Raw genomic sequence first — 18,039 nt, forward strand, 5'->3', positions numbered from 1 at the left:
AAAGGCGTTTCGCCCACAACTGAATCTTAGCGCTGGTTTGCCCGCATTTCCGATCCGTGTGGCAACAAAATGTAACAGGAGGTATACACGCCCAAACGTCCGGTTCAGAGGAGAAAAGCGTGGAAAAAGCGCCAACAATGGATGAAAAAACTCGTCTTTTTTTACAAATATGAGCGGCTCGTCCATATTCGGGTTGATTCGCTTACCACAAAACGTTACCCTTAGGAGACTTAGGGTTTATTGGCGCGTGGAAATCACACCAGGAGAAAGCGAACAAGACCGCCGCTTCCGCAAACACCGCGCGCTGGAGCAGCAGAACCAGACTGGGTGACTTGAGGAAAAAATGAGTTTGTTGATGAGAGTACCGCCGAATCTTGTGCAGTCCATCCGCGCTTACCGTGCACCGGAGCTGCAGAAGGAGGCGATGCGCCTTGGTCATCACTTTCTCTATGCCCTGTGCACGAATGCGCTGACGAAGCAGCAGGTTTGCGCCCGCATCGGCGAGCAATTCTTCTTCCCCAAGCCCTGCAGCAAGAATTTCGACGCGCTGCGCAACTGCCTCACCGAAGTTATCGCCGACGCCGGACCGCAGCCCGGCTTCATCGCCGTGCTGGATCAATTGCCGAATACACAAAAATTCGACAAGGAAGCACGCGAAACCCTGCTCGACGTGTTCCGCGACGCGGCCGAATTCTGGGCCGAGAAAAAAGTCCCGTTCCGCGTATTTTATTCCTTCGAAGAGCCGCAATCGCCCCAGCCCGTGGGGTGGGTGGGCCCCCACGCCTTCAAGTAAGCGCGGCGTTGCCGTCATTTCCTTCCTTGGGTCCGCCCGGCGGCTCGGGTTACAATGCGCGCTTATGAAAAATATCGTGATCCTTATTTCTGGCCGCGGCAGCAACATGGAAGCCATCGTGCGCGCGCAGCAGGCCGAAGCCTGGCCGGCCCGTATCGCCGCCGTGATCAGCAATAAGCCGGACGCCAAGGGCCTTGCATTCGCAGCGTCCCACGGCATTCCGACCGCCGTCGTCCCCAACAAGGAATTCCCGACCCGCGAAGCGTTCGACGCCGCCCTGCAGGAAACGATCGACCGGTTTCAACCGGATCTCGTCGTGCTGGCCGGCTTCATGCGCATCCTGACGGCGCCGTTCGTCCAACATTACGCGGGCCGCATGCTGAACATCCACCCGTCGCTGCTGCCGCTGTTCCCGGGACTGCACACGCACCGGCAGGCGCTGGACGCGGGCGTGGCGGAACACGGCGCGACCGTGCACTTCGTCACCGCCGAGCTGGATCACGGTCCGGCCGTGATCCAGGCGCGCATCCCCGTGCTGCCGGGCGATACGGAAGACAGCCTGGCCGAACGCCTGCTGGCCGAGGAACACGTCATTTATCCGAAAGCGGTGCGCCTGTTCATCGAAGACAGGCTCAGCATCGAAAACGGCGAGGTCCGGATCGCCGTGACCCCCTGAATCCACCAAGGAACACCCATGAGATTGCCACCCGCGATACTCGGCAATGCTGAAGAGGTATTGCGCGAGATCCTGCGCTTTACTTCGCCCGCCGACGTCACCCTGTCGCGCTACTTCAAGGACCACCCCCGCCTCGGCGGACGCGAACGCGGCGCCATCGCCGAATGCGTCTATGCCGTGCTGCGCCATAAATCGTTCTTCACCGATTTCGCCGGTACCGGCGCGTCGATGCGCCGTCTCACCGTGCTGGGCATGGCGGAAGCCATCGGCGCCGATTCGCTGGGCGGCCTGACGGAAGACGAAACGGCCCTGCTGGCGCGCATCAAGGACATCGACCGTTCGCTGCTGCCGCCGAAGAAGCAGGCGAACCTGCCCGACTGGCTGTACGACAAATTCGTCGCCCAGTACGGCGAAGAAGAGACGCTGGCCCTGGCCGCCGTGCTGAATACGCCGGCACCGCTGGACCTGCGCGTGAATTCGCTGAAATCGGACCGCGACAAGGTCATCGCCGAACTGGCGACCGCCCCGATCGCCGCCGAGCCGACGCCGTACTCGGCGCTGGGCCTGCGCATCTGGAAAAAGCCGGCGCTGCAGAACCTGCCGCTGTTCAAGGAAGGCGCGATCGAAGTCCAGGACGAGGGCAGCCAGGTGCTGGCCCAGCTGCTGGGCGCGCGCCGCGGCGAGATGGTCGTCGACTTTTGCGCCGGTGCCGGCGGCAAGACGCTGGCCATCGGCGCCATCATGCGCAGCACGGGCCGCCTGTATGCCTTCGACGTGTCGGAAAAGCGCCTGACCAAGCTGAAACCGCGACTGGCGCGCAGCGGGCTGTCGAACGTGCATCCGGTCGTCATCGCACACGAACGTGACGCGAAAGTGAAGCGTTTGGCCGGCAAGATCGACCGCGTCCTCGTCGATGCGCCGTGCTCCGGCATGGGTACCCTGCGCCGCAACCCTGACGTGAAATGGCGTCAGCAGCCGGAAGGTATCGCGGAGTTGACGGAAAAACAGGCCTCGATCCTGGACGGCGCCGCACGCCTCGTGAAATTCGGCGGCCGCCTCGTCTATGCGACGTGCAGCCTGCTGGACGAAGAAAACGAGGGCATCGTGCAGGGCTTCCTCGCCTCGCATCCGGATTTCGAGCTGGTGCCGATGCACAAGGTCCTGGCCGAACAACGCATCCCGCTGGAGATGGGCGATTACCTCAAGATGCTGCCGCACAAGCACGGCACGGACGGCTTCTTTGCCGCCGTGCTGGAGCGCAAGGCTGCGCCCGCCAAGGCCGTCGCCGACGAGTCCGACGAAGACGCTGCTTCGGAGTAATTGGGGCCGATGCCGCTGACCAACCTGATCGATGACCTGCTCGACGACCTGAGCCGCCCCGGCATGCCGTGGCAGGTCGGGTCCATCGTCGCGGCCATCCTGTTCGGCTGGCTCAGCGCGCAACTGGTCCGCGTGTGGTGGCGCCGCCGCCGCGGCGAGGACGGCAGCCTGCTGCACACGGGCGTGGAAAGTTTTACGCGCGTCGTGGCGCCGCTGCTCGTCGTCGGCCTGCTGTACCTGGCGCAGGTCGTGCTGACCAAGACCCACTTCCACACGAACATCGTCAAGGTGGCGATCCCCGTGTTCTGGTCGCTGGCCGCCATCCGCCTCGTGTTCTACCTGCTGCGCCGCGTGTTTGCGCGGCGCGGACACCTCGGACAGACGCTCGTCACGTTCGAAAAGATCTTCGCGCTCGTCGCGTGGCTCGCGGTGGCGTTGTACATCACGGGCCTGTGGCCGGACATCTTCGATTTCCTCGACAGCTACAAGATCCAGTTCGGACCGAAGAAATCCAACAGCGTCACCCTGGCCGACATCGCGCAGGCCGTCGCGTCCGTCGTCGTGATGCTGATGCTGGCGCTGTGGGCCGGCGCCGCGCTGGAAGAGCGGTTGATGGGCGTGCACGCGCTGCACAGCTCGCTGCGGGTGGCGCTGGCACGCCTGGGCCGCGCGCTGATGATCGTCGGCGCCGTGCTGCTGAGCCTGAACCTGGTCGGCATCGATTTGACCGTGCTGTCCGTGTTCGGCGGTGCTTTAGGCGTCGGCCTCGGTCTCGGCATGCAGAGAATTGCCAGCAACTACGTGTCCGGCTTCATCATCCTGCTGGAACGGAGCCTGTCCATCGGCGACATGATCACGGTCAGCACGTTCACCGGCAAAGTCACGCAGATCAACACGCGCTACACCGTGTTGCAGGGCCTGGACGGCGTCGAGACCGTGTTGCCGAACGAGCTACTGATTTCCGGCCCCGTCCAAAACCAGTCGCTGACGACGCGCAGGGTGCGCGCGTCGACGAAAATCACGGTGGCCTATGGCTCCGACCTGGAGCAGGTGATGCCGCAGCTGGTGGCGCAGGCCGTCGGCACGCCGCGCGTGCTGGAAGATCCGGCGCCCGGCATTTCGCTGTCGCGCTTCGGTCCGGATGGCTACGAGCTCGACCTGGGCTTCTGGATCGCCGATCCGGAGAACGGGCAGGGCGGTGTCGTGTCGGAAATCAACAAGAAAATCTATGCCCTCGTGCAGTCGGGCGACATCAAATTGGGCTATCCGTCCGTTGATACACGCCTCCTCGACTCCCATATAGCATCGGTTGTGGCGCGGATCACGCAGCCCGCGCAGAATTCTTAGCCGGGAGCGCACGGATTGCGTCACGACGTGCCGTGCGGCACCGGTTGCGCGTAGAATGCATCTTTGCGTCATGCACTAACGCGTGACACTCTTGTCATAGCGACTGTTCCATAGAAAGAACAGCATCCTCTCATCCTTAGTGGAGTATCGATGAATTTTCTCAGCAACATCCTGCACGCCGTGCTGTCCTTCCTGGATGGCGGTCTGTTCGACCTGTCGGTCTGGCAGATGGTCGTGTACACGCTGGTCGTCACACACATCACGATCGCCGGCGTGACGATTTACCTGCACCGCCACCAGGCGCACCGCGCGCTGGACCTGCATCCGATCCCGAGCCACTTCTTCCGCTTCTGGCTGTGGCTGACCACGGGCCAGGTGACCAAGGAATGGGCTGCAGTGCACCGCAAGCACCATGCCAAGTGCGAGACCGTAGACGACCCGCATAGCCCGGTGACGCGCGGCATCAAGGAAGTGTTGCTGCGTGGCGCGGAGCTGTATCGCGCCGAAACGAAGAACCAGGAAACGCTGGACAAGTACGGCCATGGCTGCCCGAACGACTGGATCGAGAACAACCTGTACACGAAGTACAGCTGGCTGGGCGTGTCGATGCTGCTGCCGCTGAGCGTCGCGCTGTTCGGCGTTGCCGGCATCACGATCTGGGCCGTGCAGATGCTGTGGATCCCGATCACGGCGGCCGGCATCATTAACGGTATCGGCCACTACTGGGGCTACCGCAACTACGACTGCAACGATGCGGCCCGGAACATCATGCCGTGGGGCATCATCATCGGTGGTGAAGAGCTGCACAACAATCACCATACCTTCGCCACGTCGGCCAAGCTGTCGAGCAAGTGGTACGAGTTCGACATCGGCTATGCGTACATCCGTATGATGGAAATGGTGGGCCTGGCCAAGGTCAAGAAGACCATTCCGAAGCCGAAACTGCAAAAGAACAAGCTGGAAGCCGACTTCGACACCCTGCAGGCCGTCATTGCCAACCGCTACGACGTGATGGCGAAATATGCCAAATCCGTCAAGTATGCGTTCCGCGAAGAAGTGGAGCACCTGAAGCAAAAGGCCGAGCTGGAAGCGCGCTTCCTGAAGAGCTCCCGCAAGTTGATGCAGCGCGAACCGGCCAAGCTGCAGGCGCCGCAACAGGCGCAGCTGGTCGAACTGTTCCAGCACAGCAAAGCCCTCGAAACGATGCACCAGATGCGCGTGGAGCTGGGCGCGATCTGGGAACGCTCGCACTCGACCCGCGACCAGCTGCTGCACCAGCTGCAGGACTGGTGCACCCGCGCCGAAGCGTCGGGCATCAAGGCGCTGCAAGAGTTTTCGATGCGCCTGCGCAGCTATGCGTAAGCAGGCATGACACGGCCGGCATGGCCGGCCCGTGACAAACGCCCCTCGTGCAGGGGTGTTTTCTTTTCCGGGTCCTGATCGGCGGCGGTGCCTAAATGGCTGGTGCATCGAACAGGGCGCGCGTATGATCGCCGGAAGGGAGGGTATCGGCGTCAATCGGGCGTGTCCTGCCAAGTCAGGAGAACCTGTCATGATAGAACGTCAACGCCGTTCAGATGAAGCGACCGCAAACGCCGTCGCGCGCGGTGTGAATATCCTTCACGTCCGTAACGCGGACCTCGCCCAACGCTACATGGAACACAAACATGTTCCACTCCAGGTCATCCACCGGGTGCTGACCCGCCCTGACTTGCGCCGCCGGCTCAGCCCGGAGCAATCGATTTCGGAAGCCATCACGCCTTCGCCGGCCGGGTCCAGCGAATAGGCGGGCGCGACCCGGCGTGTCCGGTTCGCGTATCGAAACAGGGGGATGATCATGATGATCAAGACCGCGCAAGCCTATGAACTGGAGCGGATGCACGCCCTGCTGGGCGTATCACGTGAATTGCTGCAAACGGACGAGGTGGCGGACGTGCTGGCGCTGGCGGGCCGGGCGATCGTGGAACTGGCAGGGGCGCAAGAGGCGTTGTTGATCGTGCGTTGCAACGGGGAGCGCGTCGTCGCATTCGACCGCCGTGGGCGTCCGCTGCGCGCCGATACCTCGCATCCGTGGTACCGCATCGCTGCGGATACCCTGGGCGGTCACGGGCGCCAGGGCACACGGGGCGGACGCACCATGACGCTGCGTGTTCCCGCTGCCAACGCCGTCGCGGCGCTGGCGGTGGGCTGGGACTGCGACGACGCCGACGGCCGGGGCAGCGAACGGCGGCGGCTGCTGACGACGATCCTCGGCTTGACGGTGGCAGCGCTGGGCAAGATACAGACGCGCAGCTCGCTCGAGGAACTTGTTGCCTCCCAACATGAGCAAATGGCGGATTCCGTGCGTGCGCATGCCAGCGAACTGGCGCGGCGCGACGCGATCGAAGACGAGATGCGCCTGGTCGCGACGACCGATGTCCTTACCGGCCTGAACAATCGCCGCGGCTTTTTCGTCGAGGCGGGACAAGCCTTCCGCCTGGTGCGGCGCCGACGTGCGCACAGCGCGGTGATCTTCGCCGACGTCGACAATCTCAAGCAGGTGAACGACAGTCTCGGTCACGAGGCCGGCGACAATCTGCTCTGTGATGCGGCGTCCGTGTTCCGCGAGTCGTTCCGCGGCGCGGACGTGGTCGCACGACTCGGTGGCGACGAGTTCGTCGCGTTCACGCTGGACGACGCGCAACCTAACGTCATCCTGTCCCGCCTGCAGGACAACCTGCGTGCATTCAACCTGATGCAGGAGCGTCCCTACCGGGTCTCGGTGAGCGCCGGGATCGTGGAATGTGATCCGGATGGGGAGCGCGGTCTGCGCGACTATGTGCTCCTGGCCGACCAGCAAATGTATCTGGAAAAGCGGCGGCGCCTGCACTAGGTGGCGTCGGCGTCGTCCCGCGCGGTGGCATGTTCGGTCCCCATGCTGTCATCGATCGACTGGCGCTCCTCGGCGGCCAGTTCGGGCGGATTCAGCATGTCCGCCAGCATGGCGGCGAGTTCGGGCGTGTCCCATGGCATGCCGCTGCGTTCCTTGAGGTGGATATAGTGCCGGATTTCGCTGTCCTGCTCGGACGTGAGCGGCAATCCGCGAAAGGTATTGGAAGGTCTGGATTCTTTCATGATGCTCTCGATTCATATCCCGTTTCCGGGCCTGGCCTGAAGGCGCTCTATGCGCGTCATCGAGATGGCATGGGGCGGTACTGGTGATCGTTCGACTCTACGCGCATCCGTCATGGGCGGGCGCACGGCAGTGCGGCCGGACGATCAACGGCATGACGCTACCGACGGATAGCCGCAAGCGATCATCGTTCCGACGTCCGGATTCGCCAGGTAATCCAGGTGCGCCGTCACCGGGTTTTCGATCAGGCCCAGCCACGTGCTGTCGTTCGACACGAGCACGTCGGCTACAGCCACGTCCGGCGCCGTGTAGCGGGCAGGCAGCAGGCGGTAGGACAGCAAATCGTTCGGATCGGTGAAGGCGACGACGGCCAGGCGCTGCAGCGTTTCCGCGCGGCGGTTGGGTTGGCGCCGGCGCAGGTCGAGGAAGCGCTGCAGCGCGTCGCCGACGCGCATGTTCTGCGTCGCGATCGCCCGCTGTTCCGCCAGGCCCAGGATGGGCAGCTGGTTGCCGGCCATGAACAGCAGCCCGAGCCGGCGCGCCGCCTGCTGGCCCAGCGCCCGCGTCTGCGGCTGCCACGATTCCAGCATGGCGCTCAGGGCGTCGAACAGCATTTTGCTGCCCAGGCTTTCCGCGACGACGACGAGCGGTGCCTCGCTGTCCGGATCCTGCTCGAGCACCTGCGCGATCGTCCGCACCATCGCATCGCGGATCGCGACGTGGCTTTCTCCCTGGTAGATGACGGCGTCGGACAGGCAATCGTTCAGCAGCCTGTCCTTGACGTAGCCGTTCAGCCGGGCGCGCTTCGGCTTGCAGACGCCGGCCGCCGTGCAATCCGTCGGCGTGCCGGTCATGTCGACGTCGAGCTGGTGCTTCAGCCCGGCCGTCAGCGGCGACCACACGAGGGCGTGGAAGCGCACCGTGCCGCCGGCGAGCCTGCGCGTACGCTCGACGACTTCCACGCGCGGCGGCGTGGTTGCGCTGGCCGGCGTCGGCGCGTGGTCTTCGACGATGCCCGTGATGCGGTCGATCTGCCGCTCGGCCCAGCCCGTATCGTGGGTGCACATGCCGTGGACGAGGAGCACGTCGACAGGCCGCGCGCGCGCTTCCGCGACGATGCTGGCAATGCCGGGAAACGTCGCGCTGTCATGCACGACGACGGGTGGACGGTAGGGCGTGGAGCAGGCGGAAAGAAAAGCCAGGACAGGCAGGAGCGACAGTCGGGTATGCCACAGGTTGTGCCACATAAGGCGATTCTCCAGCGAAGGCGGACGATCGACTATAGCGACGCGGGAGAGTGGATCAAATGACCCCAATCAATGGCACAGAAAAACAAAAAAGCCGCGCACTGTGAAGTGGGCGGCTTTTTTTGAAAGAACCAGATTACTTGATCTTGGTTTCTTTGTAGACCACGTGCTTGCGAGCTTTCGGGTCGAATTTGGTGATTTCCATCTTCGCCGGCATCGTGCGCTTGTTCTTGGTCGTGGTGTAGAAGTGACCGGTACCTGCGGTCGATTCCAGTTTGATCTTGTCGCGGCCAGTTTTTGCCATGATGACTCCCTAATTAGATTTTCTCGCCGCGGGCGCGCATATCGGCCAGCACAGCGTCGATGCCGAGCTTGTCGATGACGCGCAGGCCGGCGTTCGAAATACGCAGGGAGACCCAGCGGTTTTCGGATTCTACGAAGATGCGGCGGTTCTGCAGGTTCGGCAGAAAACGACGCTTGGTTTTGTTGTTGGCGTGGGAGACGTTGTTGCCAACCATCGGACCCTTGCCAGTAACTTGGCAAACACGTGCCATAGCGCACTCCTTGAATAAACTTCCACAATCGGAAAAACGAGAGTATAGCTCGAAAACCGTCGAGTAATCAACAACTTGCGGAAAAAAATTGTTACTCGATAAATCGTCGGAATTTAACAATCGTAAATTTTCGCAATGTTTGCTTCGTAAGGGCTTGTTTACACACTGTTATTCGCGCGTCCGACATGCGCCACGAGCGCCTGTAGTGCGGCCGTGACCGGCGCCGCGAAGCGTGGTTCGGATGCAATCCGGTCCGGATCGACGCGGGAGCCGATGACGGGAATGCGCAGGCAGGCGTCGAGGACGAGGTCGGCCGACATCGTGCGCAACGTCTCTTTCAGCGCTTCGTCCGCGTGGAAGGATTGATACGACGGATTCAGCACGGCGACCGGCTTCCCCGCGAACGGGGCGTGGTCCACGACCCAGTCCAGCGTGTTCTTGATGGTGCCCGTGACGCCGTGCGCGTACTCGGGGCTGGCGATGAGGAGGGCGTCGGCCGCCGTGATCGCCTCCTGCAGGGCGAGCACGCCGGGCGGCATGTCGGTGCGCTCGGGATTGAACAGCGGGAAATCCTTGTGCTGCTCGAAGAGGTCGATGGCAACGCCGGCAGGGGCGAGGTCGCGGCAGGCGCGCAGCAGGCCGGCGCTCATCGAACGGGCGCGCTGGCTGCCGCAGAGGGCAAGAATGCTGAGAGGCATGGGCTCGTCTGGCTTGTGAAAACAGCCATGCTAGCTCAGATCCGTCCATGCGCCGCGAATGGATGGCCGAGGCAGGCCTTGCTACTGCGTGCTGGCCGAAAGATTTCGGTTCAGATAGTTGTACGTCAGCGTGAGCGTGGACAACCTGCACAAGTCGACGCCATTCCACTGCTTTTGGTAAGCAGCTTCCAACACGACGCGTATGTTGTACGTGCATACGCCGGCGTCCGGCTCGAGTGGATAAGTGTCGCCGCTGTCGATGGTGGTGTCCCCCAGGAGGTCCGGTCCCTGGTAAGGGGACCCGGTCGGCCAGATATACACGGAAGACACTGTGAACGCTGTGTTGTTGGCCAGGATAAAATTCGCGTCCTGTGCGTTGGCAATATTACCTGCCAGGGGCGCCGACAGGAACGCCGCCGCAGCCCATAACCCGGTTGTTTTCATTTTTGTTCCCCTTCTAACAGTCGTTGCAAATCTCAAGTGACGAAGGTCATGCGGCCCGCGCGATAGCGAGGCGCTGCGCGATTGATAGCATCAACGCGCAGGGGTTCGACCCGGGCCGGTTTGCGTGGTTCTTGCTGAGGGCGCAGCTTATCGCGCGCTTATCGCTCTCCCGTTCGCGGCACCACTTATATCTGCCCATGCTCCGCGAAGGAATGCACGAGCGGCCCGGCGACGACGAAATGGTCGAGCACGCGGATGTCCACGAGACTGAGCGCCTTGACGAGGGCGCCCGTCAGGCGCAGGTCGGCGTCGCTCGGCTCCGGCAGCCCGGACGGGTGGTTGTGCGCGAGGATCACGCTGGCCGCGTTGTAGTCCAGCGCTTCGATGACGACTTCGCGCGGATACACGCTCGTCTGCGTGAGCGTGCCGCGGAACAGTTCGCGATCGGCGATCAGGCGATTCTTGACGTCCAGGAACAGGACGACGAACGATTCGTGGCGCTGTCCGCCCAGCTTCATGCGCAGGTAGCGCTTGACGAGCTCGGGCGAGCCGAACGCCTCTCCCGCCTGCAATTGTTCGGCGATGGCGCGGCGGGCCAGTTCCATCACGGCCTGCAATTGCGCATATTTCGCCATGCCGAGGCCGTGCACCTCGGTACAGTCGTCCAGGGTCGCGCCGAACAGGCCGTGCAGCGAGCCGAAGTGTTGCAGGATGTCGCGGCCCAACTCGACCGCACTCTTGCCGCGCACGCCCACGCGCAGCAGCAATGCCAGCAGTTCCGGATCCGACAACGCCTGCGCGCCTTCGCGCACGAGCCGTTCGCGCGGCCGGGTCTGCTCCGGCCAGTCTTCGATACCCATCCGTGCCCTCCATGTAAGACCGTGCATTATTCGCGCGACCGGAGGAGGGCGGTTTGGGCACGCGCAAGCCGATGATCGTAACGTTTTTGCAAGTGCAACAGATCGGCGACAGAAATCGCACCGGCTGAGGCGGGACGGGCACGGGTGGCTTACAATAGCGGTTTGCACGTCAACCGAACACGCAACAATGTCCTCCACTAACGCTCCCGTCGTCACCGAATCGTCGTACCTGACCCTCCATTATCGTCTTGCCACTGCCGACGGTAAGGACATCGTCACGACCTTCGGCAGCACCCCGGCCACGCTGCTGCTGGGCCAGGGCCAGCTCGCCCCGTTCCTCGAACAGCGCCTGCTCGGCCTGGCCGAAGGCACGCACACGACGTTCGACCTGACCGCCGCAGAAGGATTCGGCGAGCGCAACCCGGATCTGATCCAGGTCGTGACGAAAAAGACCCTGGACGAGAACTCGGAACCGGATGCCGATTACCAGGTCGGCGACCTCGTCGACTTCCGTGCGCCGGGCGGCGGCCGCTTTGCCGGCGTGCTGCGCGAGATGCGCGCCAACGACGCCGTGTTCGACTTCAACCACCCGCTGGCCGGCCAGCCGCTGAAGTTCGAAGTCCAGCTGATTTCCGTACTCTGACCACAGCCCATCACCGATACATGGAAAACGAGATCCTGTTAGCCCAGCCGCGCGGCTTCTGCGCCGGCGTCGACCGTGCGATCGAGATCGTCGAGCGTGCCCTGCAGCAGTTCGGCGCGCCCATCTACGTGCGCCACGAAATCGTCCACAACGCCTACGTCGTCAACGACCTGCGGAACAAGGGTGCCATCTTCATCGAAGACCTGGACGACGTCCCGGCCGGCAACACGCTCGTGTTTTCCGCGCACGGCGTGTCGAAGGCCGTGCGCGAGGAAGCCGAATCGCGCGGCCTGAAGGTCTATGACGCCACCTGCCCGCTGGTGACCAAGGTGCACGTGGAAGTGGCCAAGATGCGCAAGCAGGGCGCCGAGATCATCATGATCGGCCACGCCGGCCACCCGGAAGTCGAGGGCACGATGGGCCAGGCGGAACAGGGCATGCACCTCGTCGAGACGGTCGACGACGTGGCGAAGCTGAACGTCGGCAATCCCGACCTGCTGGCCTATGTGTCGCAGACCACCCTGTCCGTCGACGACACGGCGGAGATCATCGCCGCGCTGAAGGTCCGCTTCCCGAACATCGTCGAGCCGAAGAAGGGCGACATCTGCTACGCCACGACGAACCGCCAGGAAGCCGTGAAGTTCATGGCGCCGCAGGTGGAAGTCGTGATCGTCGTCGGCAGCCCGAACAGTTCCAATTCGAACCGCCTGCGCGAAGTGGCGGACAAGATGGGCACGCCGGCCTACATGGTCGACAACGCCGCCGGCATCGATCCGGCCTGGATCGCCGGCAGGAAGCGCATCGGCGTCACAGCCGGCGCGTCGGCCCCGGAAGTGCTCGTGCAGGCCGTCATCGAACGCCTGAAGGAACTGGGCGCCGCCAGCGTGCGCGCGCTCGAGGGCGTCGAAGAGAACGTCACGTTCCCGCTGCCCAAGGGCCTGGACGGCGGCAAGGCTGCAGCCTGATCAATCCGATGAACGTATTCGACCTGCGCCCGCGCTCGCCCTCCGGTTTCGACACCATTCCGCTGGAATTCTTCCAGGATTACCCGGAGCCGGGCGTCAACTTCATCGACGTGGGCTGCGTCTTCGACAACCCGACCCACTGGCAGCTCGCCATCGACGCGCTGACCGAACGCACGGCCCACCTCGACGTCGACTTCCTCCTCGCGATGGATGCGCGCGGCTTCATGCTCGCGGGCGCGCTCGCGTACCAGCGCGGCATCGGCTTCGCGATGGCGCGCAAACCGGGCAAGCTGCCCGGCGCCGCGATCGGCATCGATTACCGCCGCGAATACGGCAGCGCCACGATCGAGATCCAGCCGGAGCGCATCAAGGGCCAGCGCGTGCTGATCGTCGACGACGTGCTGGCGACCGGCGGCACGATCGAGGCGGCGGCAACGCTGCTGCGCCGTATCGGCAAGGACGCAGTCGGCGCCGCAGCCCTGTTCGACGTGGCGTTCTTCAAGGACAAGCGCGACCTGACCATGCCGGTGGTGACCCTGCGCGACGTGTAATATTCATCAAGCCATCTGATATGATGACGCTTGGAATTATGTTGCTTGAATGGCGGCACTCGTACCACGGGTGCCGTTTTTGTTAGTTCGAAAGGAAACCACACAAGCATGGAAACTTTTGTCCAACAGATCCTGAACGGGCTGGTGCTGGGCAGCATGTATGCGCTCGTCGCACTCGGCTACACGATGGTCTACGGCGTGCTCAACCTGATCAACTTCGCCCACGGCGACGTGCTGATGATCGGCGCCATGGTCGGCCTGTCGATCCTGAAACTGCTGGACGGCGCCTTCCCAGGCCTGCCCGGCGGCGTGCAGCTCGCCATCGCCATCGTCGGCGCCATCCCCGTCACGATGCTCGTGAACGTCCTCATCGAACGCGTCGCCTACCGCCGCCTGCGCAACGCGCCGCGCCTGGCCCCGCTGATCACTGCGATCGGCGTGTCGATCCTGCTGCAGACGTTCGCCATGATGATCTGGGGCCGCAGCCCGCTGCCGTTCCCGCAACTGCTGTCGTCCGACCCGATCATGGTGGGCGGCGCCGTGATCTCGCATACGCAGGTGCTGCTGCTCGTGCTGGCCGCCGCCGCGATGGTCGGCCTCGTGTTCCTCGTCGAGAAGACCCGGATGGGCCGCGCGATGCGCGCCGTCGCCGAGAATCCGCGCGTGGCCGGGCTGATGGGCGTGGACTCCAACCGCGTCATCGTCGCCACGTTCGCCATCGGCGCCGCGCTGGCCGCTGTCGCCGGCGTGATGTGGGGCGCGAACTATGCGTCGATCCAGTTCGCGATGGGAACCGTGCCGGGCATGAAGGCGTTCTCGGCCGCCGTGCTGGGTGGTATTGGCAATATCTACGGCGCCATGATCGGCGGGATCGTCCTCGGCATTATCGAAAGCCTCGGTGCCGGCTATATCGGCGACCTGACCGGCGGCTTCCTCGGCAGCCACTACCAGGACATCTTCGCGTTCATCGTGCTGATCCTCGTGCTGACCGTGCGGCCGTCCGGCATCATGGGCGAGCGTGTGGCCGACCGCGCGTAAGGAGATCGATCCCATGGCTCTCCTCACTTTCGACACCGTCCACAAACCGCGCCAGTCGTACGCCAGCATGGCCGTGCTGCTGGCCGTGATGCTCATCTTCCCATTCGTGGCCGCCCAGTTCGGCAACTCGTGGGTGCGCATCCTCGACATGGCGCTGCTGTACATCATGCTGGCGCTGGGCCTGAACATCGTCGTCGGCTTCGCCGGCCTGCTCGACCTGGGCTACATCGCGTTCTTCGCCGTCGGCGCGTACCTGACGGGCCTGTTCGCATCGCCGCAGTTCGCCGCGCTGCTGGAATCCGTCGTGAACTACCACCCCGAACTGCAGGACGCCATCGTGCGCACCTTCGGCGAGGACGTGCGCACGAACGGCATCCATTTGTCGGTCTGGTTCGTCGTCCCGTTGGCGGGGCTCGTGGCCGCGCTGTTCGGCGCGCTGCTGGGCGCCCCGACGCTGAAACTGCGCGGCGACTATCTCGCGATCGTCACCCTGGGCTTCGGCGAGATCATCCGGATCTTCATGAACAACCTGAACGATCCGATCAATTTCACCAACGGCCCGCAAGGCATCAACCTGATCGATCCGATCCGGATCTTCGGCGTGTCGCTGGCCGGCGAGGCGGGGTCCCGCGCGACGGTGTACATCGGCGGCTTCGGCATGCCGTCCGTGAATGCCTATTACTTCCTGTTCCTGCTGCTGTGCATCGTGACGATCTTCATGACGAGCCGCCTGCAGCATTCGCGCCTGGGCCGCGCCTGGGTCGCGATCCGCGAAGACGAGATCGCCGCGAAGGCGATGGGCATCAACACCCGCAACGTGAAACTGCTCGCGTTCTCGATGGGCGCGTCGTTCGGCGGCGTGGCGGGCGCCATGTTCGCGGCGTTCCAGGGCTTTGTCTCACCGGAATCGTTCTCGCTGACGGAATCCATCGCCGTGCTGGCGATGGTTGTGCTGGGCGGTATCGGCCACATTCCCGGTGTCGTGATGGGCGGCGTGTTGCTGGCCGCGTTGCCGGAAGTGCTGCGCCACGTCGTCGAGCCGGCGCAGCAGGCGCTGTTCGGCAAGGTCGTCATCGAAGCCGAGGTGTTGCGCCAGCTGCTGTACGGCCTGGCGATGGTCCTGATCATGCTGAACCGTCCGGCGGGCCTGTGGCCGTCGCCCGTGAAGGAAGACCGCCCGGCGGCCGCCCTCGCCAAGGAAGAGAAAGAAGAGAGCGAAGCATGAGCGACATCCTGCTGAACATCTCCGGCGTCAACAAACGCTTCGGCGGCCTGCAGGCCCTGACGGACGTCGGCATCAAGATCATGAAAGGCCAGATCTACGGCCTGATCGGCCCGAACGGCGCCGGCAAGACCACGTTCTTCAACGTGATCACGGGCCTGTATCAACCGGACACGGGCACGTTCGAGCTGGACGGCAAGCCGTATTCGCCGTCCGCGCCGCATGCCGTCGCCAAGGCGGGCATCGCGCGCACGTTCCAGAATATCCGCCTGTTCGGTGAAATGTCCGCGCTGGAAAACGTGATGGTCGGGCGCCACGTGCGCACGCACCAGGGCGTGTTCGGCGCCATCTTCCGCCACGGCGCCGCGCGCCGGGAAGAGGCCGCGATCCGCGCCCGCGCGCAGGAGCTGCTGGACTTCGTCGGCATCGGGCAATTTGCCCAGCGCACGGCGCGCTTCCTGTCGTACGGCGACCAGCGCCGCCTGGAAATCGCGCGCGCACTGGCGACGGAACCGAAGCTGCTCGCGCTGGACGAGCCCGCGGCCGGCATGAATGCGACGGAAAAGGTCGCGCTGCGCGAGCTGCTGGTCAAGATCCAGGGCGCGGGCGTCACGATCCTGCTGATCGAACACGACGTGAAACTCATGATGGGGCTGTGCGACCGCATTTCGGTGCTGGAGTACGGCAAACTGATCGCGGAAGGGCTGCCGGCCGAGATCCAGAAGAACCAGGCCGTCATCGAAGCCTATCTAGGAGGTGCCCACTGATGGCCGATAATGTTTTGAAAATTTCCGGCCTGAAGGTGGCGTACGGCGGCATCAAGGCCGTCAAAGGGATCGACCTGGAAGTCAACCGCGGCGAACTCGTCACGCTGATCGGCGCCAACGGCGCGGGCAAGACGACCACGCTGAAAGCGATCACGGGCACGCTCCCGCCATGCAAGGTGGAAGGCACGATCACTTATCTCGGCCAGGCGCTGAACGCAAATAAATCGTTCAAGCTCGTCGAGCAGAAGCTGGCCATGGTGCCGGAAGGCCGCGGCGTGTTCACGCGCATGACCATCCACGAAAACCTGCTGATGGGCGCCTACACGCGCAACGACAAGGCCGGCATCGAGGCCGACGTCGAGAAGTGGTACACGGTGTTCCCGCGCCTGAAAGAACGCTCCGGCCAGCTGGCCGGGACGCTGTCCGGCGGCGAGCAGCAGATGCTGGCGATGGCGCGCGCGCTGATGTGCCATCCGACCCTGCTGCTGCTGGACGAGCCGTCGATGGGGCTCGCGCCGATCATGGTCGAAAAGATCTTCGAGGTGATCCGCGACGTGTCGAAGCAGGGCATCACGGTCCTGCTCGTGGAACAGAACGCGAAGCTGGCGCTGCAGGCGGCGCACCGCGCCTACGTGATGGAATCCGGCGCGATCACCATGACGGGGAATGCGCAGGACATGTTGAACGATCCGCGGGTGCAGGCGGCGTACCTCGGAGAATAGTTGCCTTGTATATCGTCGTCCCCGCGAAGGCGGGGACCCAATTTTGCTTGAGCTATCGAAATGCAACCAACTTGGGTTCCCGCCTGCGCGGGAACGACGGAGCAAGCGCTAACTAAAACAAACGGCCCGGAACCGCTTGCGCGGTCCGGGCCGTTCGGCTTCCAGGAGAGGAAGCAGCGCGGTGTGACTAGTACAGCTTAGGCAGCAGCAGCCGAGTTGGCGGCAGCGCCAGCCTTGCGGGTGGCTTGCGTGAACTGCGATACGGCGGCGTTCAGGTTCGATTCGATCGCCTCGACGGCCTGCTTGGTCGTCTTGGTGAACTGTTCGTAGCCGGCATTGGCGTTGCTGATGGCGGTTTTCAGGGCCGAGACATAGGTCTCCGAACCGGCCGGGGCGTTCTTGGTCACTTCGTCGACCAGCGAGATCACCTTGCGGTTGACTTCAGCGAACTGGCTTTCGGCAGCTTTCGAGAATTCGGCGCCGGTGTCGGCGGCGATCGATGCCACCTGGCGGCTGTAGGCCAGGGCTTTTTCAGCAGCCGGTTGGGCTTGCGAAGCCGACACGGCGAAGAATTCCTGGGCATCCTTGACAGCCAGCAGCTGACGCGTGGTTGCCGACGAGTCCTCGAGGGCGGCCTTGACGGTGTTGATGTTCAGGTCCACCAGCTTCTCCACGCCTTCGAAAGTCTTGGAGGTCAGGGCCGAAAACAGGGCGAACTGGGATTCGAGGTTGGCTTTGGTCGCGTTCGAAAACTGCTCAGGGAATGCAAACATATGGTTCTCCAGTAATGGATCGTTATGAACTTTTGCTTTTCAGGTGTCTTGGGACACCTGCATGGACCAGTGAAGCGGTGAAACAGGGAAAAACTCGGGACTGCCTGATAAAGTGCGCTGATGGTGCGCCGCAACATGAAGTCATTTTTCCCGGTTTTCGATTATGCGTCAAGCACTTTTGATGCGTCGCACAATACAACCGTACTCTCTTGAGTAAGATCAACAAATACAAACGTTTGCGCCGTTTTTGTTTGCGCCGTTACAACACTTTAGTGCTTTGCAGCAAGGGCAAACGAGTAAGGTCAGC

The 18,039-nt window shown here is 63.3% G+C and carries 22 protein-coding genes; 14 read left to right on the forward strand and 8 right to left on the reverse strand.

The features are described from left to right. Positions 1–343 precede the first annotated feature (343 nt). The 7 genes from P0M04_RS14645 (at position 344) to P0M04_RS14675 (ending at position 7,008) form a co-directional block, all read left to right on the forward strand. Positions 344–793 (forward strand): barstar family protein, encoded by a 450-nt coding sequence (locus P0M04_RS14645; protein WP_259449984.1) that lies wholly within the window; start codon positions 344–346, stop codon positions 791–793. Between the two features lie 64 nt (positions 794–857). Next, the gene (purN, locus tag P0M04_RS14650; RefSeq protein WP_259449985.1) at positions 858–1,469 is read left to right on the forward strand and encodes a phosphoribosylglycinamide formyltransferase; all 612 of its coding nucleotides are present in this window, start codon (positions 858–860) and stop codon (positions 1,467–1,469) included. 18 nt (positions 1,470–1,487) lie between these two features. Next, positions 1,488–2,789: an RsmB/NOP family class I SAM-dependent RNA methyltransferase gene (locus tag P0M04_RS14655; protein ID WP_259449986.1), complete on the forward strand. Its 1,302-nt coding sequence runs from the start codon at positions 1,488–1,490 to the stop codon at positions 2,787–2,789. A gap of 9 nt (positions 2,790–2,798) precedes the next feature. Continuing rightward, a complete protein-coding gene (locus P0M04_RS14660) occupies positions 2,799–4,136 on the forward strand; it encodes a mechanosensitive ion channel family protein (RefSeq protein ID WP_259449987.1) in 1,338 nt (445 codons plus the stop codon). 150 nt (positions 4,137–4,286) lie between these two features. Beyond that, positions 4,287–5,498, forward strand: coding sequence for a DesA family fatty acid desaturase (locus P0M04_RS14665; protein WP_259449988.1), 1,212 nt, complete (start codon positions 4,287–4,289; stop codon positions 5,496–5,498). A gap of 190 nt (positions 5,499–5,688) precedes the next feature. After that, positions 5,689–5,922, forward strand: a complete 234-nt coding sequence (locus P0M04_RS14670; RefSeq protein ID WP_259449989.1) for a hypothetical protein — start codon at positions 5,689–5,691, stop codon at positions 5,920–5,922. A gap of 51 nt (positions 5,923–5,973) precedes the next feature. Next, on the forward strand, positions 5,974–7,008 hold the full coding sequence (locus tag P0M04_RS14675; protein WP_259449990.1) for a GGDEF domain-containing protein: 1,035 nt from the start codon (positions 5,974–5,976) through the stop codon (positions 7,006–7,008). Here the strand turns inward: P0M04_RS14675 and P0M04_RS14680 are convergent. From P0M04_RS14680 to radC, 7 genes are all read right to left on the reverse strand, one after another. After that, positions 7,005–7,250 (reverse strand): hypothetical protein, encoded by a 246-nt coding sequence (locus tag P0M04_RS14680; protein WP_259449991.1) that lies wholly within the window; start codon positions 7,248–7,250, stop codon positions 7,005–7,007. The genes P0M04_RS14675 and P0M04_RS14680 overlap by 4 nt on opposite strands. A gap of 144 nt (positions 7,251–7,394) precedes the next feature. Then, on the reverse strand, positions 7,395–8,495 hold the full coding sequence (locus P0M04_RS14685; RefSeq protein ID WP_259449992.1) for a hypothetical protein: 1,101 nt from the start codon (positions 8,493–8,495) through the stop codon (positions 7,395–7,397). Between the two features lie 136 nt (positions 8,496–8,631). Next, positions 8,632–8,799, reverse strand: coding sequence for a 50S ribosomal protein L33 (rpmG, locus tag P0M04_RS14690; protein WP_029755886.1), 168 nt, complete (start codon positions 8,797–8,799; stop codon positions 8,632–8,634). 13 nt (positions 8,800–8,812) lie between these two features. Continuing rightward, positions 8,813–9,049: a 50S ribosomal protein L28 gene (rpmB, locus tag P0M04_RS14695; RefSeq protein ID WP_025511730.1), complete on the reverse strand. Its 237-nt coding sequence runs from the start codon at positions 9,047–9,049 to the stop codon at positions 8,813–8,815. A 158-nt stretch (positions 9,050–9,207) separates the two neighbouring features. Continuing rightward, positions 9,208–9,747, reverse strand: coding sequence for an NADPH-dependent FMN reductase (locus tag P0M04_RS14700; protein WP_259449993.1), 540 nt, complete (start codon positions 9,745–9,747; stop codon positions 9,208–9,210). A gap of 81 nt (positions 9,748–9,828) precedes the next feature. Next, positions 9,829–10,191: a hypothetical protein gene (locus P0M04_RS14705; RefSeq protein WP_259449994.1), complete on the reverse strand. Its 363-nt coding sequence runs from the start codon at positions 10,189–10,191 to the stop codon at positions 9,829–9,831. Positions 10,192–10,376: 185 nt separating this feature from the next. Continuing rightward, complete coding sequence (gene radC / locus P0M04_RS14710; RefSeq protein WP_259449995.1) at positions 10,377–11,051, reverse strand: RadC family protein; 675 nt, start codon at positions 11,049–11,051, stop codon at positions 10,377–10,379. A 187-nt stretch (positions 11,052–11,238) separates the two neighbouring features. On the opposite strand from radC, the gene P0M04_RS14715 reads away from it, so the two are divergent. The 7 genes from P0M04_RS14715 (at position 11,239) to P0M04_RS14745 (ending at position 16,959) form a co-directional block, all read left to right on the forward strand. Then, positions 11,239–11,694, forward strand: coding sequence for an FKBP-type peptidyl-prolyl cis-trans isomerase (locus P0M04_RS14715; protein WP_025511734.1), 456 nt, complete (start codon positions 11,239–11,241; stop codon positions 11,692–11,694). Between the two features lie 20 nt (positions 11,695–11,714). After that, positions 11,715–12,659, forward strand: a complete 945-nt coding sequence (ispH, locus tag P0M04_RS14720; protein WP_259449996.1) for a 4-hydroxy-3-methylbut-2-enyl diphosphate reductase — start codon at positions 11,715–11,717, stop codon at positions 12,657–12,659. An 8-nt stretch (positions 12,660–12,667) separates the two neighbouring features. Then, a complete protein-coding gene (locus tag P0M04_RS14725; RefSeq protein ID WP_259449997.1) occupies positions 12,668–13,210 on the forward strand; it encodes an adenine phosphoribosyltransferase in 543 nt (180 codons plus the stop codon). A 108-nt stretch (positions 13,211–13,318) separates the two neighbouring features. Continuing rightward, positions 13,319–14,248 carry a branched-chain amino acid ABC transporter permease gene (locus P0M04_RS14730; protein ID WP_259449998.1) on the forward strand — a complete coding sequence of 310 codons (930 nt, stop codon included), beginning with the start codon at positions 13,319–13,321 and terminating at the stop codon, positions 14,246–14,248. 13 nt (positions 14,249–14,261) lie between these two features. After that, entirely contained in the window at positions 14,262–15,473 is a 1,212-nt protein-coding gene (locus P0M04_RS14735; RefSeq protein ID WP_259449999.1) for an ABC transporter permease subunit, read from the forward strand. Continuing rightward, the gene (locus P0M04_RS14740) at positions 15,470–16,237 is read left to right on the forward strand and encodes an ABC transporter ATP-binding protein (protein WP_259450000.1); all 768 of its coding nucleotides are present in this window, start codon (positions 15,470–15,472) and stop codon (positions 16,235–16,237) included. Before P0M04_RS14735 ends, P0M04_RS14740 begins: the two co-directional genes overlap by 4 nt. Beyond that, positions 16,237–16,959 (forward strand): ABC transporter ATP-binding protein, encoded by a 723-nt coding sequence (locus P0M04_RS14745; RefSeq protein WP_259450001.1) that lies wholly within the window; start codon positions 16,237–16,239, stop codon positions 16,957–16,959. Before P0M04_RS14740 ends, P0M04_RS14745 begins: the two co-directional genes overlap by 1 nt. A gap of 197 nt (positions 16,960–17,156) precedes the next feature. Here P0M04_RS14745 and phaP read toward each other — a convergent pair whose 3' ends face one another. Then, positions 17,157–17,732, reverse strand: a complete 576-nt coding sequence (gene phaP, locus P0M04_RS14750; protein ID WP_025511745.1) for a TIGR01841 family phasin — start codon at positions 17,730–17,732, stop codon at positions 17,157–17,159. Positions 17,733–18,039 lie beyond the last annotated feature (307 nt).

The organism is Telluria mixta, assembly GCF_029223865.1.
Lineage (GTDB): Bacteria > Pseudomonadota > Gammaproteobacteria > Burkholderiales > Burkholderiaceae_D > Telluria > Telluria mixta.